The sequence below is a fragment of the Thiocystis violascens DSM 198 genome (assembly GCF_000227745.2).
Lineage (GTDB): Bacteria > Pseudomonadota > Gammaproteobacteria > Chromatiales > Chromatiaceae > Chromatium > Chromatium violascens.
In genome coordinates this window covers 2,933,109-2,949,128 of sequence record NC_018012.1, presented here as the reverse complement: position 1 = coordinate 2,949,128, position 16,020 = coordinate 2,933,109, and the positions used below count along the sequence as shown (strand labels likewise).

General features: G+C 65.6%; 9 protein-coding genes. 1 reads left to right on the top strand and 8 read right to left on the bottom strand.

Features of this window, described 5'->3' with window-relative positions; all coding sequences use genetic code 11:
- Positions 1 to 10 precede the first annotated feature (10 nt).
- The 7 genes from THIVI_RS13050 to THIVI_RS13020 form a co-directional block, all read right to left on the bottom strand.
- On the bottom strand, positions 11 to 1,054 hold the full coding sequence (locus THIVI_RS13050) for an NAD-dependent epimerase/dehydratase family protein (RefSeq protein WP_014779039.1): 1,044 nt from the start codon (positions 1,052 to 1,054) through the stop codon (positions 11 to 13).
- Entirely contained in the window at positions 1,051 to 1,998 is a 948-nt protein-coding gene (locus THIVI_RS13045) for a glycosyltransferase family 2 protein (protein WP_014779038.1), read from the bottom strand. The genes THIVI_RS13050 and THIVI_RS13045 overlap by 4 nt, the downstream gene beginning before the upstream one ends.
- Entirely contained in the window at positions 1,985 to 4,045 is a 2,061-nt protein-coding gene (locus THIVI_RS13040; RefSeq protein ID WP_014779037.1) for a glycosyltransferase, read from the bottom strand. The genes THIVI_RS13045 and THIVI_RS13040 overlap by 14 nt, the downstream gene beginning before the upstream one ends.
- A 95-nt stretch (positions 4,046 to 4,140) precedes the next feature.
- Positions 4,141 to 6,231, bottom strand: coding sequence for an acyltransferase family protein (locus THIVI_RS13035; RefSeq protein ID WP_014779036.1), 2,091 nt, complete (start codon positions 6,229 to 6,231; stop codon positions 4,141 to 4,143).
- Between the two features lie 10 nt (positions 6,232 to 6,241).
- Complete coding sequence (locus THIVI_RS13030; protein WP_014779035.1) at positions 6,242 to 7,210, bottom strand: class I SAM-dependent methyltransferase; 969 nt, start codon at positions 7,208 to 7,210, stop codon at positions 6,242 to 6,244.
- Positions 7,211 to 7,269: 59 nt separating this feature from the next.
- Positions 7,270 to 8,940 carry a glycoside hydrolase family 5 protein gene (locus THIVI_RS13025; protein WP_014779034.1) on the bottom strand — a complete coding sequence of 557 codons (1,671 nt, stop codon included), beginning with the start codon at positions 8,938 to 8,940 and terminating at the stop codon, positions 7,270 to 7,272.
- Positions 8,941 to 9,082: 142 nt separating this feature from the next.
- Positions 9,083 to 10,039, bottom strand: a complete 957-nt coding sequence (locus THIVI_RS13020) for a class I SAM-dependent methyltransferase (RefSeq protein WP_157174447.1) — start codon at positions 10,037 to 10,039, stop codon at positions 9,083 to 9,085.
- Positions 10,040 to 10,150: 111 nt separating this feature from the next.
- On the opposite strand from THIVI_RS13020, the gene THIVI_RS24735 reads away from it, so the two are divergent.
- On the top strand, positions 10,151 to 10,381 hold the full coding sequence (locus THIVI_RS24735; RefSeq protein WP_157174446.1) for a hypothetical protein: 231 nt from the start codon (positions 10,151 to 10,153) through the stop codon (positions 10,379 to 10,381).
- A gap of 226 nt (positions 10,382 to 10,607) precedes the next feature.
- On the opposite strand, the gene THIVI_RS22845 is transcribed toward THIVI_RS24735, so the two are convergent.
- Positions 10,608 to 15,995, bottom strand: coding sequence for a glycosyltransferase (locus THIVI_RS22845; protein ID WP_014779032.1), 5,388 nt, complete (start codon positions 15,993 to 15,995; stop codon positions 10,608 to 10,610).
- Positions 15,996 to 16,020: the final 25 nt, after the last annotated feature.

The following is a 16,020-nucleotide window of genomic DNA, read 5'->3' as shown; positions in this document are numbered from 1 at the left end:
GGACGGCTTCTTAGCCGACTCGCCGAGCGGCGAGAGACTCGCTGACCATCCGGGGGATGTCCTGCTCCAGGTCGTGTTCCGGAATGAATTCCAGCTCGCGCCGAAGCTTCTCCGAGGAGTACCAGGCATCGCCGGTGAGCTTGGATAAACCATTTAGATTCAATGGCATGGATCGGCCGCTGACGCGCTCGATCCGGCTGCCCAGTTCCGCCGCGAAGCGTAGCGCCCACAGCGGCACGGCCCAGGCGGGGATTGGGCGCCCCAGCGCCAGACAGATCCGCTCGTAGAGCCAGCGAGTCGAATACTGCCGACCATCGGTGACCAGATAGACCTGTCCATTGACGCGCGGATCGCGGGCCAGTACGAGCAGCGCCCGCACCGCATCCGCGACATGCACGGCGGAACGGCGATTGTCCACGCGCGGCCAGGGCGGAAAGCGGCGACGGGCGATGGCGTCGATCAAGCGCGCCACGTTGCCCTGACCCTTCAGCCCATAGACCATCGGCAGGCGTAGCACGCTGACCTGAATCGGTTGCGCTAACCCCAGAGCCAGAATGCTGCGCTCGGCGTCGAGTTTGGCGCGGCCGTAGAGCGTTTCCGGTTGTGGTTCGTCGTCCTCGTCGGCCGGACGCCCCCGCGCCCCTGCGGCATCGCCCATCGCCTTAACGCTGCTCGCATAGACCAGATGGCGCACTTGGGAGACCGCAACAACCCGTGTCAGATTGCGCGTACCGATGGCCGTGATCGGCCAGTGCGAGGGCGCTTCGTAGATGTCTGGCTCGCCGGGGGCTGGCGAGTAGCTTGCCAGATGAAAGACGGTGTCGATCCCGTCGAGCACCGCATTCAGCGACGCGGCATCGGTCAGATCGGCGCGGCGACAGTCGATCGGCGCGCCGGGCCAAAGCGCGCCGGCGCGACGGCAATCCCGCGTCAGGATCGCGACTCGCGCGCCTTCCCCGAGCAAGGCCGTCACGAGATGACGACCGAGCTTGCCGGTCGCGCCGGTCACCAGCACCGGAACGCCCCGAAGCGACTCTGCGTGCCCGCCAGTCATCGCGCCGTACCTCCTCCGCCCATCAGGATGCGTCCCATGCGGCGTGCCCCGAGCAGCGTCGCCACCGCCGCGAAATGCCCCCAGATCCCGATCAGCACCAGCAGACCGAAGAGACGCGGGTAGTCGTCGCGCTGGAATTTGCGAAAGAAACGGGCCATCCCGCGATGCTTGTGCCACTCGACCCGCAAGGGTCGCGCATGACTACAGGCGCCCTTGTGGTGAATCGCCTCCGCGTCGGGCACCAGATAGATCCCCCAGCCGGCGCGGGCGAAACGCACGAACCAGTCCAGATCCTCGCAGTGCAGAAAATAGCCGGTATCGAGCGGACCCACCGCCTTCAGCGCCGCTCGGCGCACCAGCATGAAGGAACCGGAGATGGCCGCCACGCGCGTCGGCTGGTCCGGCAGCGGCTGATCGGTCAGGTTCAGGCGTTTTCCGCGCGTCAGGGTCGGCCAGAGACGATCAAGCCGCAACACACGCACCAGACCGATCCAGGGGTCGGGAATCGCGCGCCGGCTGGCCACCTGCTCGGTGCCGTCGGGATCGCGGATGACACACCCGGCCATCCCCGCGTCCGGCGTCGCGTCCATGAAGTGGAGCATCCGCTCCAGGGTGTGAGGCTGGACGATGCAGTCCGGATTCAGGAACAGCAGATAGGGCGCCTGGGCCAGATGAAGCAGCCGGTTGTTGCCCGCCGCGAACCCGAGATTGGCTCCATGCTCGACCAGGGTCAGTCGCGGATCGTCGCCGAACCGGGCGCGCACTGCGCGAAGGCTGTCGTCGCTGGAGCCGTTGTCGCCGATCAGCACCTGAAGCCCGAGCGACGACTCCAGAACCGCCGCGACACAATCCGCGAGCAACGCGCCGGCGTTGTAGTTGACGATCAGGACGCTGACTGCCGGCTCGGCGGGGGCGAGCGCGTTGCTTGTGTCAGATTTGGGCATCGATCGCCTCCGCAATGGCCCGCCTCGCGGCGGCGAAACTGAAATGACGTTCCATGACCGATAGACCGCCAGTCGACAGTCGCTCCCAGAGCGCCTCGTCGGTGTAAAGACGCACGATGGCCGCGGCGAAGTCGGCGGGAGTCTCGGCGAGCAACACCGATTCGCCATCGACCAGAAACATGCCTTCCGCCGCCATGCCGGTTGCGACCACGGGAAGCCCGTGGGCCAGACTCTGGTTGATCTTACCCTTGACGCCGGCGCCATAGCGTAGCGGCGCGACCGAGAGCCGACATTGATCGAACCAGGGCTTCACGTCTGGCACATAACCATGGAGCGTGACCCCGGCGCCGGCTTGCGCGGCCAGTGCGCGGATCGCGGCTGGAGGATCGGCCCCGATGAGATGACAGTGCAGGCCGGGAAGACGCGCGCGTGCCAGCGGCAGGATGTCCCGAATCAGCCAGCGCACGGCATCCGCGTTCGGCGGATGGGCGAAGGCACCGATGAACAGTAGATCCTGGCGCTCCCGACAGGGGGTGGCGCTGCCATGGATACGATGGACATTGGAGACGCAATAGAGTCGCGCCCGCGGTCGCTCGGTTCGCAGAAGCTCAAGTTCCACCGGGCTGACCACGAGCGTCGCGTCCGCGGCATCGATCAGCCCGAGTTCCTGACGCTTGCGCCAGTCGGCCAGGGTTCGGGTGGAGCGGTGTCCGGCGAGTTCGGCGAGACGGGCCTCGCGCAGGTAATGCAGGTCGACGGTATCGAACAGGAGCCGCGCGTTCGGGCAATGGCGTCGGGCGATGGGAAGTACGGCCGCCGCCGTGTCCGCGCGGCTCGCGATGACCAGATCGTAGAGGTGCCCCTGGGTCTCCAGGTGATGGGCGAGCGAACGGACATAGGGGCGATAGAGACATTCGACACCGCGCGCCTGAAGCTGCGAGACATAGGGCTCGGGCGCCTCCAGATTGGCCGCCGCGAAGGTTATCTTGAATCCCAGTTCCTGGAGGACGACGAACAGATTGGACATCCGTAGCGAGCCGGACTCCCGGTCCGGAGTCAGCATGTAATTGTCCGCCACGAAGGCGCGTCGCCGGATCTGGCGCTCCTTGATGCGCGCGATGTCCGTGTCCGGCGATCCGGGGGCGAGCGGTTCCGGTTGCCGGCGTTGACGCCAGGTTCCGGCCAGGAAACGCCGTGCGATCTTAAACCCCGAGCCGCTCCGGTCGTGGCGGGCGGTGGCGGCGTCGTCTCCCTGAACGACCGTCGAGGTCGGCTGATAGTAGACCTGGAAGCCCGCGGCCCTGACGCGGATGGCGAGATCGAGATCCTCCCTGCCGTCGGGCGCGAGGCTGACGTCGAAGCCGCCGAGTTGGCGGAAGAGACCGGCCCTGATGGCAAGCGCCGCGCCGGAGCAATAATCGACGGCGCGCCGGTAGCTGTATTCAGGCTTGTCAGGGTCATCCCGATCGCCGTAGCTCCCGGCGGTCCCATCGTCGAAGAGGATCCCGCCGGCCTCCCGCTGGCGACCGTCCGGATAGAGCAGGCGGCTCCCGACCATGCCCGCGTCCGGGACATCCTGGAAGGTCTGGAGCAGGGCGTCGAGCCAGCCCGATTGGACCTGGGTGTCTGGATTCAGAAAGACGACGGTCGCGCCGCGCGCCAGTTCCGCGCCCCGGTTACGGGCGTTGGCGATTCCCGGAGCGGGCGGGTTTGGGTTCATGATCAGGCGCAGGCCCGGATACCGGGCGAGCCGCTCGGCGGCTTCGTCATCCGGGCGCGCGGTGACGACGATGACCTCGAAGGCGGCCCGCGCGCCCGCGCGCGCCAGGGCGGCGAGACAATGATGCGTGTGCGCGAAACAGGCGTGTGCCGGAATGACGATCGAGGCCAGGGGCGACTCGGTCACGGGTAGGGAGAGCGGCTGCAAGGGCGTCTGGCAGGTCAGGACGACGGGCGGATCCTTGACCGCCAGGGGCGTTGCGCGAACGCGCCGGGCCAGCTTGCGCAAAAGCACGCCAGCCCCCTCGGTGCGCAGGACATGGAGCATCCTCGCGGCAATCCGCATGATCATGGCGTGAACGCGGGATCGCCGTCTGGCAGGGGTGGGCACGAACTATCGGAGCGTGTCGGCATGGCGGCAGCTTATGGATTGGCCGAGCGCGCGTCGAGATGCGCCTTGAAATCGGGATACAGCAGCGCGTTGCCATAGGCGCTCGGGTGGTCGCCGTCGAAAAAGAGCGGGCGGCCATCCTTGCTCGTGGAGCAGACCTCGCCGGGGCACAGGAACGGAAAGGGATCCCAGACCGAGATGCTGGGGAAGATCCGGGCAAGCTCGCGCATGCTCGCCACGATGGGTGCGCGCAGACGTTCCAGTTCTTCGCGCGGTTGACGGTTGTTGCCGACGCAAATCGGGTTGTGACGGTTGAACCAGTCCGAGCAACGAAACGCGGGTGCCCTGAAAATCGGTTTAGGCGCCTCGAAAACGATCCGCAGTTGTTGGTCGACGAAGGGTCGCAGCCATTCTTTCGCATCCTCAAGGGCATCCTCGCGCGGTTTCAGCGCGGCGGGACTGTACATCGTCTGGAACACGTCATGATCGAAGGATGTCCATTGGTCGCCGAAACGGTCGATGCGCAGACTGGGCAGGAACAGGATATCGCCAGCGTTTGCCGTCTCGCGCACCCGTTGCACGATGGCGCGATTGAAGTCGTTGCAGCCGGCCGGGCGATCGACGGACAGCGGGCGACGGAAGTCGATGAATGCGCAGCCGGCAAATGTATAGACGCTGACGGTACGGCCGGTCTCGGCGCTGAATTGCTCGAACATGGGTAAATAGGCGACGGCATGCGAATCGCCAAGCACATGCGCCATGCCGGATGGCGACCGATCGCGACACTGGTGCGGCACGTAGCGAAATTCCAGGCCCCCGCCAATGGGGTGATGTTCCAGTTTGACCGCGCAGACGCGCTCGGCTGGATTCGTATTGGACATATGGTCGCCCGAGTACCAGTCGCCCGGATGGCGGCTCACCGTGCTCAGGCTGTAGCGGCTGGGATGTGCGAAGAGGTGCTGCACCGCCCACCAGCCGAGCACGGTGAGTACGACGAAGAACGCAATCCGCGCCAGTGGAGGCCATTGTTCCATGCGTCGATGGTGCCGTAACGGCGTTTCCACATAGCGATAGCTTAAGGTCGCGAGCGCAAAGGTTCCCGCGACGGCGGCGAACTGCAGGGGCAGGGTGTGCAGACCCAGGGTCCAGCGCAGGAGCACGTAGAGCGGCCAATGCCAAAGATAGAGCGAATAGGAACGCTTGCCGATCCACAACAGCGGCGCGACGGCAAGCCAACGGCGAACCGGCGTCTTGAGGTCTGCCCGCACGCCGCCGATCACGAGCAGACTGCCGAGCACCGCAGGCAAGGCCCAGGGCCAGGGGAAACGGTCGGCCTGGGCGAACAGACAGGCAAGGCCGATCAGGAGCGCGCCAAGCCAGGGCAGCGGACCTTGCAGCGCGCGCGCGAGGGCCGGGGCGAGCGTCGCGCGCTCCAGCGTGACGAGATAGAGCAGCGCGCCAAGGCCGAGTTCCCAGAAACGAAACCCCAGAAAATAAAAGGCGGCCGTGGGGTTGGTCTCGGTTGCATAGAGACAGCCCAGGAAGGACGCGGTGCAGAGCAGAAAGAGCAGACCGATAAACCACCAGTGCCGACGCTCCGCGTGCGCCGCGCGGCGTCCCAGCAGCCAGAGAAAAATAATCAGCGGCACAATCAGATAAAACTGCTCCTCGACGCCGAGCGACCAGGTATGCGTATAGGGATTGAATTCCGCGCGGGGAGCGAAATAGGTGTCGTCGTTCTGCTGCATCGTCCAGTTGCTCAGGCCGGCGAAGGCGAACAGGGCGGTGCGCTCGCTGAGTCCGCTCAGCCAGGCCTGCGGAATGAACACGGTGGCGAGCAGGGCGGTCGTGCAGAGCATCAACACCAGGGCGGGCATGATGCGCGCCAGACGGCGGGCATAAAACTCGCCGATGAAGGCGAGCGCATGCGTTGCCTGCGAGGCGGCGAGCGCGCCGGTGACCACAAAACCCGAGATGACGAAAAAAATGTCGACCCCGACGAAGCCGCCAGGGAGCCACTGCGCGTTCAGGTGATAGATCATGACCGATAACACGGCGATGGCACGCAAACCATCGATATCGGCACGGTAGAGATTGCGGATTTCCCGCGTGTTCCCGGTCATCGTCACCACTCTATTTGGTGGCGAAAATCTGGAGTTGCTCGCCCCCCAGATAGCCCAACTCGCGCGACCAGTAGAGCAGTACCCGCGCCTCGCCGAATCCCGACGCCCGGAGTTGCTCCAGAAGATCCCAGCCGAAATGATAAAAGCACAGGCAGCCATCCGAACTCAGCGGGTCGCCATGGTATTCGGGCGGCAGCAGATGTTCCACTTCGCCGTTCGCGCTCACGCGGGCGCGTACCAGGGTGTGCTCGGCAGAGACGACGAAGGGGACGCTGAGCAGCAGATGGCCGCCCGGCTTGAGACAGCGGTGACATTCGCGCAACGCCTTGGCGACATCGGGAATGTGTTCCAGCACGTCGAACGAGATCATCCGGTCGAAGGTCGCGTCGGGAAAGCTCAATTGGGTCAAGCTCTCGTTGCGCACCCCTTGGGCGTTGACCGCGCCAAAGGGAATCCGGTCGCCAAGATACTCGCTGCCGGTCACCTGCGCGTAGCGATCGACCAGCCAGCGGTACATCGGGGTGGTCTGTTCCGTGATGTAAATCCGGTCGGTCCGTTGCGCCCGGCAAAAGCGGTCGAACAACTCGACCGAGGCACGGAGCCGATTGTTGAGTCCGCAGCATTCGCAAATGAGAGTCTCGCGCCAGTTCGGGATGCGAACTCCCTCGCTTTCGCTGCCGTAGCGGTAATCGACCTCGAAAGCGCTGGGCGCGCCGCAGGGATAGCAAAAACCGTCGACGCGAAAACTGTCCCGTGCGTCCAGCAGGGCGCGTTCGGCCGCGTCCCGTGCCCGAGCGCGGGATTGGGTCCGCTCGCGGTGGCGGAGGTACTCCGCATGGGATGCGAGGATCGTGACGTTGAGCGGGGGCGGGGCGGTCGTTCCCTGGGCGTGCGTTAGGCCGTGGCGCAGACGGGCAGGGAGTGACCGGAGTTGTCCGAGCGCCGCGCGCGCGCGAAAGACCAGGGACGTATGGGCCATGCGGAGACTCCTGAGCGAATCTTGATGGCGACTCGGGAACGCCCGAGTCGCGGTTGAGGTTAGGGGGCGCAGCGGCTCGGCGGTGTTCCGCTCCCGAACTCGCGATTGAGCCGCACCAGCGACGCATGCAGTGGGCCGGGTTTTCCGTCCACATCGTAGAGCCCGCCGAACTGCGTGTGATCGAAGAGCCAGACGCCGTGCAGTCGCAGCGAGGTGTCCGCCTCGGCCAGCAGCCGCAGCGTCAGACGCTCATCGGCGGGGAGCGCGACAATGTCGGCGCACTGCATCCTGTCCGTGCCGGGCGCGAAGGGCAGACGGGAGGGCTGGGTCGGATCGCCCGCGGAGATCGTCAGCGCACCAACGCCCGCCGCGTCGACCTCGACGCAGACGCGATCCGGCCGCGCATCCGGAGCGGGCAAACGTCCATAGGCCGTCGTCACGGTCTGCTCTAGCGCATCCCCCGAGGACAATTCCAGTTCGAGATCGCCATTGGGCAGGTTGTGCAGCTCGCTGGATGGCGGGTGAGAGTGCGCGGGAGTCAGGATCCAACCCTCCAGTCCGTAGCCGAAGGAGGGATTATGCAGTGGGCTTTCCCGATAGTCGCGGGTCGTCCAGTAGCCGTAGCCGATGACTCCATGTTGCTGCATGACGCAGATCGCCTCGTTCAGGAACCCGTCGATTTCCTCGGGTGCGAGGATCGCGTTGTTCTCGTGTCCTGGCGTATTGTCCACCACATTGAATTGATCGATAAAAATCTCGCGCTGACCGGAGAACTCGCGGGTCTCGCGCAGCAGGGCGGTCAGGAGTTCGGCGCTACGGTGCGCGCTCAAGTGCTCGCCCGTGTTTTCGGCGCCCCAGTAGGGCGCCCAGTAGATCGTCACCGGAGCGCTCCCTCGCTGGCGATACAGGGCGCGATGATCGAGCCAGCCGACCAGTTGTTGGGTGCCGTCCTCTCCGGTGGCGTAAGAGGGATCCTTATCGACGCGAATTTCATAGCTCAGGTTCGGCAGGAGCGGGCGCGCCGGATCGTGCAGGCGGTCCATCGCCAGCCAGTCCCAGTACGCATTGAAAAGCGCCGCGCCGGCACCCGCCGGAGTCGGCAAGGGAGCGCCTGGCGACGGCCGAGCGGTCGCGGGCAGCAGGCTCAGATAATCGTCGAAGGTCGGAATCGCCTCGGGGGCGATCCGCCGGAGCCACTGATCCTCCCAGCTCATGAAGGTCATGATGACCTGCGGGTGCGCGCGCACCTCGCGTCCCAAGCGGTCGGCAAAGGCGAGATAGGCCGCCCTGGCGGAGTCGTCGTTGACCAGGCGATCGATCCGGGCATGCGAGGGTTCGGCGAGAGGATGGAAGCTCCAGGCATAGCCCACCCGTAGAATGACCTTCAGGCCCGCCCGAGCGGCCTCCTCCAGTAAAAAATCAAGCCTTGCGAAGGCGCGTTCGTCCCATGCGCAGCAGGGGTCAATCACCGGTTGGAAGTCGCCCCAACTCACCAGAAAAATCACGGTATTGAAACCATCTGCGCGCAGACGCTTCAGATCCTCCAGAACATGCTCGCGGCGAAAGGCCGAGAGAAAATTTTTGGGCCAATGACGGCCAAAATAATGTGCCGCGACAATCGGAGTCGGTTGCTCCGCTCGCTGGATCTCCGGCGTCTCCCGATCTCCGGCAAACGTCGGTCGCATTGTCAAACAGAACAGAATCAGTGCAAGTCGCGCGATGATGTTCATGGCAATTCCAGATCCTTCGTTGAAGTGGACAGGCAACGGCGGCGGAGACTGACGGATCGAGTTCAGTGTGTCGTCTGGGTGTGGTCCTGTCCATTAACAGCCTCTCCGTGGGTCGATTGTTTTCAGGAAACCACCTAACCCGTCAAGGTCCGAATCGTCTCGGCGGCAGCCCGTCCAGGTTGGGGCGGATGCGAGGGGTACGGAAATCGAGGATGTCGCGCATCCTCACCCGGCGCGACGGTTTAGTCCGGCGGGCGCTGGGATCTTTGTACAGGACGGCCAACACACCGCGATAGGGTGCCCCCGGTCGCGCCGCGAGGCGTGGATCGCGTTCGAGCAGAGAACCCGTCAGCCGCTTGCCGAACAGCGCTCGGGCGAGGCCAGGATGCCTGCCGAGGGTACGCACGATGCGGCTGCCGCTTGACGCGACCACCTCGGGCACGCACTCCATCAATTGGCCGGGTAGCGCGGTCCAGTTCGAGGTGGCGAGGATCTTTTCGCAGACGACCTCGATCCCGCGCTCACGCCAGGCGTCGAAACTTTCGGTGTCGAAATAGTGAATATGGCCATGGATCTCGTTCGCTTTGACGGTCATTGCCACATGCTCGGGAGACTCATGCGGCACGGTGATGACCACGGCACTGCGCGCCACCCGTAGCAACTCGTCGATCACGCGCCGATGGTCGAACACATGCTCGAGCGTCTCGCTGGCGAGGACCACGTCCCAGCTCTCGTCATCGTGCGGTAAGGCGTGTAGATCTACACGCTGCGAATCGATGCCGTAGAGTTCCCGTGCGCGGAGACAGGCCTGGTGCGACAGATCGCCGCTGGTTACCGCGCATCCGAAGAGCGCTCTGGCCAAGGCCGCCTTGTAACCTTCGGCGCCACCGGCATCGAGCAGGCTTGAGAACTCGATACCCGCCAAGCACCGCATGATGCTGTAGGTGATCAAATAGCGCTCGTACCAATTCGCCTCGGAGGGGCCGACCCGGAAACCGTAAACCGGCTGATGGGCGAAATAAATGCCATCCTCCGTCACGCCGCCGGTGCTGAAGCGTTCATCGAGCCAAGCCTCCAGTTCGGCCAGGTGTTCCGCCACGGGACGCTCCGACAGGGGCTGGAGAACCGCCTCGCCATCGGTGAGCGCGGGGCCGCCGCCCGCCAATGCCACACGCACCGAGACCGGTGACGGTCCCAGGGAGAAACCGGGTTGAGCCATAAAGCCCGCCAGACCGTCGCGCTGACCGAACGCGTGCGCTTCGGCATCGAAACGATTGGCCACCAGCTGAGCGATGGGTCTGCCGTCGGCGAAGATTTCGACTTCGGCCGGGCGCGCGGGGTCTTCCGCGACAGCCCAACCCCGCACGACATCGTGGCTGAAGAAGGTAACCCGACCGCTGGAGGGTTGCATGTAGGATTCAGGGATACGAAGGATGAATGAACGGATTTAAGGATATGGAAAGTCAGAGGAAAACCACTCGCTCCACCCTTCCAGGGGACACATTTCGCGCAGTATCGGTGTCGATGGGGGGCAAGTCAAGGTAGATGCTCGCCAGCACAGCTCTCAGCGTCATACCCCCGTAGGAGCCCGCTTGCGGGCGAACGTGATCCACCAAGAAGCCAAGTGCCAAGATGCCTTCCGCTCGCCCGCAAGCGGGCTCCTACGGTTAAACGGCTGGCAGATCGAGTTCGGCCAGCAGAGCCGCGAGCGTTGCGCGATTGGCCGCGACCGAAAATTCGCGCTCGACCCGCGCGAGACCGCCATCGGACAGACGCTGCCATAATCCGGCATCCCGATAGAGTCGGATCACGGCCTCCGCGAAGTCGGCGGGTTCGTCGGCCAGCAGGGCGCCTTCCTCTTCGCCGAGTCCCAGACCCTCGGCCGCCACCCTGGTCAACACGCCGGGCACGCCATAGCCCAGGCTGGTCACGACCTTGCCCTTTTGTCCCGCCCCGTAGCGCAGGGGGGCGACGGAGAGCCGGGCGCGGGCAAAGATCGGTCCGATATCCTCCACGAAACCCAGGACATGGATGCCGTTGCCTTCCAAAGCCTTGACTTCCGGCACCATGTGACTGCCGACGATCGACAGTTCCAGATCCGGGAGCCGGGCGCGAAGCAGCGGCCAGATCTCGGCCTGGAACCACAGCATGGCATCGATATTGGGCGGGTGGCGGAAACCGCCCACGAAGATCAGTCCGGAGCGCTCGTCAAACCCGGCGTCGCGGCCGGGAATCTCGCGCAGGATGGGAATGACCCGCACCCGCACCCCCGGCGCCTCGCGGGCCAGCAGCGCCTGCTCGACCGGGCTGATCACGATGGTGGTGTCCGCGCGCGCCATCACGGCCAATTCCTTCTGCTTCATTTCGGCGGCGCTCGGGCTCGATGGAGTCCCCGTTTCCAATTCCGCAAGCCGCTGCTCGCGCAGAAAATGCAGATCCACCGTATTGAAGATGATCCGTGCGCGCGGGCAGTAGGCGCGAACCTTGTCGATCAGTCCGTGGGCCACGGTGACGCGCATCAGCATGACCGCGTCGAACTCCGTCCCGCGGGATTCGAGCACCTGCTCGACGGAGGCGACATGGGGATAATAGAGACACTCGACGCCCAGCGCCTGCAAGGCGGCGGTGTAGCGGCCGAAATGCAGGAGATCGGAGGCCGGGATAAAGGTTACCCGGTATCCGAAGCCGGTCAGCAGGCGCAGATAATTCAGCATGTCGAGCGAGCCGGAGTCCTGATCCGGGGTCGGCGTGCAGGCGTCGATGACCAGCATCCGCGCCCGGACGCGACGATCGGCCGAGAGTCGCGGTGGGCGGCTCTCGGCATCGCCATGGGTGGCGAGTTCGGCCGCCCATTTTTCCCGGAAGCGTTCGAGATTGCGCACCTGATACGCTTTCATGCCGCTGGTCAGGTCGGTGCCGGCGGTGACGCCTTCATAGTGAATCACCTGCGACAGCGGCTGGTAGAGCACGCGCAGACCGCGCGCGCGCACCGCGAATGCCAGGTCTGTATCCTCGTAATACGCGGGGGCATAGCGCGCATCGAATCCGCCCAACTCCTCGAAGAGCGCGCGGCGAACGAGGAGCGCCGCGCCGGAGCAATAGTCCGCGTCGCGCAGGAAATTGAATTCGGGCGCGGCCGGATCGGCGAGACGCCCCCAGTTCCAGCCGCTGGCGTCGGCCCAGATAATGCCCCCGGCTTCCTGCAAGCGTCCGTCCGGATAGATCAGCTTGCCGCCGACCAGTCCAGCGTCGGGGATGTCGATCAAGGTTTGCACCAGGGTGTCGAGCCAGCCTTCCAGGACCACCGTATCGTTATTCAGAAAGAACAGAAATTCGCCGCGCGCCGCTTGCGCGCCGCGGTTACAGGATCCGACAAACCCCAGATTGTCCGGATTGCGCAGATAGCGAAGGTCTTCCCGAACCTCAAGTTGGGCCTGGGTCGCGTCGCTCGATCCGTCATCGACCACCAGCACCTCGATGGGTACCTTGGGAATCTGCCGGGCGATGGAGTCGAGACAGGCGAGGGTATAGTCCAGCTTGTTATAGACCGGGATGATTACCGAGACCCGCGGCTCTTGTGCGATGCCGCCGGGAATCCGCAGATTCTCGACCGCCGGTTCGGTGGGATAGACCGTCTTGAGCGCGGCGGTTGCGCTCAACCCCTGCGCGACCCAGCGTGACTGCTCGACCCAGGCGGCATAGGCCGGGGTGCCACGAAACAGCGGCCCGGTGGCGCGGAAGACCGCGCTCTTGGCTCGAAAGCGCGCTTGGGGCGGAATCGGCAGTCGCTGCCAGAGGGCGCGCATGGCAGGCGCCAGTCTCGACCGCGTTGCCCGCAGCGCGCGGCCCGCGCCGCGCACCGGTCGCGTCAGCTTCCAGGACAGGGAGCGGTAGATGACCTCGATCTCGGCGTCGCGGTGCCGCAGGGCTTCCGTGATGCGTTCGATCCGCGCCACCAACTCGGCGCGCTCGGCACGATGCAGTGCCAGCAGTTCGGCGCGCTCGGTGCGATGCTGTGCTAGCAGTTCGGCACGCTCGGCACGTTGCTGCGTCAGGAGTTCGGAGAGTTGAGCACGGTGATTCGCCAGCTCGCTCCAGGTACGATCCGCGTCCGAAAGTTGTTGGGCGATCACGGCGTCGCGCTCGGCCACGCCGCCTCTCAGGGCTTCGTTCTCCTCGCGCAGACGCACGATCTGGTCGATCAACGGTTGGCCGGTCTGTTGCCGAAGCGCGAAGGGACGGGGTCTGGCCGCGCGCCCGGCGAAAAAGTCCTCCGCGAGACGGGCGTTTGCCACCGGTTTGATTCCTGGATCGCTCGGTGCGGGAGGGACCAGATATTCCGTTCGGTAGTCCAACGCCTCTTCGTCGGGCGCGGTGGCGGGCGGGACGGGAGGCGGCGGGGTCTCCAGAGTCGCCAGCGTCCGGGAGGCAAAGGCCAGCAGGCGTTCGTTGGTGGTTGTCGCGTCCAGCCCGATCGGCAGCAGGCAGGACCAGGGGCGGCTTGCCAGACGTTCCGGGAAGGCGCCGAGCAGCGGCGCGGCGACCGGCAGTCCGGCTTGCAGGCAGGCGCCGAGGGTATAGCTCCAGGTCTCCGGCCAGAGCGCCGGAAACCAGGCCAGATGGGGCGACAGAAAATGCAGGCGTGCCGGCAGCTCGGTCTCCTGGTAGGGGCCGTGAACGATCAAGGGCGCTTCCGTCGGGGCGGGAAGCGGTCCCAGCGGATACCCGACCAGATGAAATTCCAGCGGCAGATTCCGCGACGCGGCGTCCCGGGCGCAGGCCGCCAGCAGATCCAGACCCTTGACCGGGGATAACTGTCCGAGCACCACAATTCGCAGGGGCGTCTCGGGAGACCAGCGTCGCGGTCGCGGCGGCGGGTTCTCGCTGGGATGAGGAAGCTGATCATGGGCCGCCGTCCGCACCTCCAGTCGGGGCCAGACGCGCCGCAGACGCGCCGCGGTATCGCGGCTGGGCGCCAGCACCCGCGCCGCGCCAAGCAGCCAGGCGCCATGCAGCGCGCGCCAGGCCGCGATATCGCGGGAACGCGCGTGCGGATCGGCCGCCAGGCAACGCGCGCAGTCGGCTTCCGGGGGTTGATCGCAGAAATGTCCGCTGCTGTCGACCAGGTTGATGCGCGGACACAGCGGCAGGAAATCGTGCACGGTCAGATCGTAAGGTACCGCCAGGGCATCCAGAATCCGGCGCGCAGCCTCTTCCAGACCCAGCAGGTGATGCACGTGGAGACGCTCGATCCGCAGCGCGCGCAGGAACGCCAGCAGCCGGTCGAAATCCACACTACGCTGGAAGGTCAGCGTCGCCGTCTCGCCCCCGCGCTGCCAGGAGAGCGCCAGTCCATCCGCGCCCGCGGGCCGCAGCACCAGCACCTCGGCCCAGGGTTCCAGCCACTGCGCCAGCTCGCGCAGATGCCGTTCCACCCCGCCGCCCAGATCATGGCTGACGAACAGCAGGCGTCGTCGCGGCGAGCGCGCCAGACGCTGCCAGTCGACACGCTCGCGCAGATCGCGCGCCGGATCTTCGCGGACATGCTCGGCCACCAGCAGATCATAGGCGGGGTGGCGTTCGCGGATCGTCAACTGGGCCTTGGCGACCAAGGCGGCCTTTGCGTCGCCGAAGCTGACGCCGCCGCGATGGACGACGAAGACATCCGCGGCCAGACGATGGCGCCAGCCGCGATAGCGGGCGCGCATGCTGAAATCGTTTTCCTCGCCGTAGCCGCGTCCGAAGGCTTCCGCGTCGAAGGGGCCGACCGCGCGCAGGCAGTCGCGGCGCAGATAGGTGCAGTAGCCTACCGAGGTCGGCAGATCCACCCCCGCGCCGGGGTTGGTCGCGCGCATCAGCGCGTCGAGCGCGGCGACATCCCAGCCCTCCGGGAGCGGATTGTCCACGCAGAACAGCGGGTAGCTGCAAATGGTCGCGCCGCTGTTGGCGAATGGCGTGACGGTGCCCACGTCCGGCGCCTGGTAGGCGGCGGCGCGCAGCCGGTCGAGCCAGTCGTTCGCCACCTCCGTATCGCTGTTCAGCAGGACGACATCCCGCTCCGGATGCAGGGCCATGCCGCGGTTGACCGAGACCACGTAACCCTGATTCTCCGCATTCTCCAAGAGGGTCAGGCGCCCCTGCCCGGCCAGTCCGCGCAGCCAGTCGCGCAGGGCTGGCTCGGGACTCAGGTCGTCGATGACCACCAGTTCAAAGGGGGTCACGACGGGCGCGCCCAGCACGCTCTCGATGCATGCCTGAGTCTCGGTCAGTCCGGCATGGACCGGGATGACGATGTCCACTGGCGCCGGATTCTGGAGCGGTTGCGGCACCGGACTCGACGCGGAGCTGTCCAGCGATCCGGGGTGCGTTACGCCAGCCTCCCGAGGCACGCAACTGACGATGAACTGGTAGGTCTCGGCGTCTTCTCCGGCAAGCAGACACTCGCGGACCGGTTCGGCCAGGTCGGTCAAGGCCGCAGGCGAGAATTCGCTTTGCTCGATCGGTACCTTCACCTGATCGAACGTCAAGGCGCGCAAACCGCCGTCGTCGAGCAGGCGCCGCAACGAGGCGCGGGTAAAAAAGCGCAGGTGGGTCCGGTCCAGCAGGCCCTCCTGACGGTAGCGCAATTCCCCGCCGATCAACTCGGCGATCAGCCCGGCGTGTGCCACGTTGGGCACCGAGAGGAGCAATTGACCGTCCGGTTTGAGTAAGCCGGCGAGTCGGGGCAGCAGTGCCTCCGGGGCGACGAGGTGTTCCAGGATGTCGGCGCAGACGATAAAGTCGTAGCGCGCCTTTCCCACCAGCCGCGCGGGATCCTCCAGATTCAGGTCCGCCACCCACAACGCGCGAAAGAACCGCTGTCCCTGCTCGGCGGACGTCGGGTCATACTCGATGCCATCGACATAACAGGCCCGCTCCTCCATGAGATAGGACGCCAACACCCCCGGACCGGCGCCGACATCCAGCACCTCGGAGCCCGGACGCACCATGCGGGCGAGTTTCGCCAGCGAGTCCTGGGCATTGGGGTCGAAGTGGCGATGGTACTGATGAGCCATGGAGTGTTCTCTGGGTCGCGATTCA

Coding starts and splice junctions, on each gene's coding strand:
- THIVI_RS13025 (WP_014779034.1), bottom strand. CDS start 8,940: ATGAACATCATCGCGCGACTTGCACTGATTCTGTTCTGTTTGACAATG.
- THIVI_RS13045 (WP_014779038.1), bottom strand. CDS start 1,998: ATGCCCAAATCTGACACAAGCAACGCGCTCGCCCCCGCCGAGCCGGCA.
- THIVI_RS13040 (WP_014779037.1), bottom strand. CDS start 4,045: ATGCTCCATGTCCTGCGCACCGAGGGGGCTGGCGTGCTTTTGCGCAAG.
- THIVI_RS13030 (WP_014779035.1), bottom strand. CDS start 7,210: ATGGCCCATACGTCCCTGGTCTTTCGCGCGCGCGCGGCGCTCGGACAA.
- THIVI_RS22845 (WP_014779032.1), bottom strand. CDS start 15,995: ATGGCTCATCAGTACCATCGCCACTTCGACCCCAATGCCCAGGACTCG.
- THIVI_RS13035 (WP_014779036.1), bottom strand. CDS start 6,231: ATGACCGGGAACACGCGGGAAATCCGCAATCTCTACCGTGCCGATATC.
- THIVI_RS13050 (WP_014779039.1), bottom strand. CDS start 1,054: ATGACTGGCGGGCACGCAGAGTCGCTTCGGGGCGTTCCGGTGCTGGTG.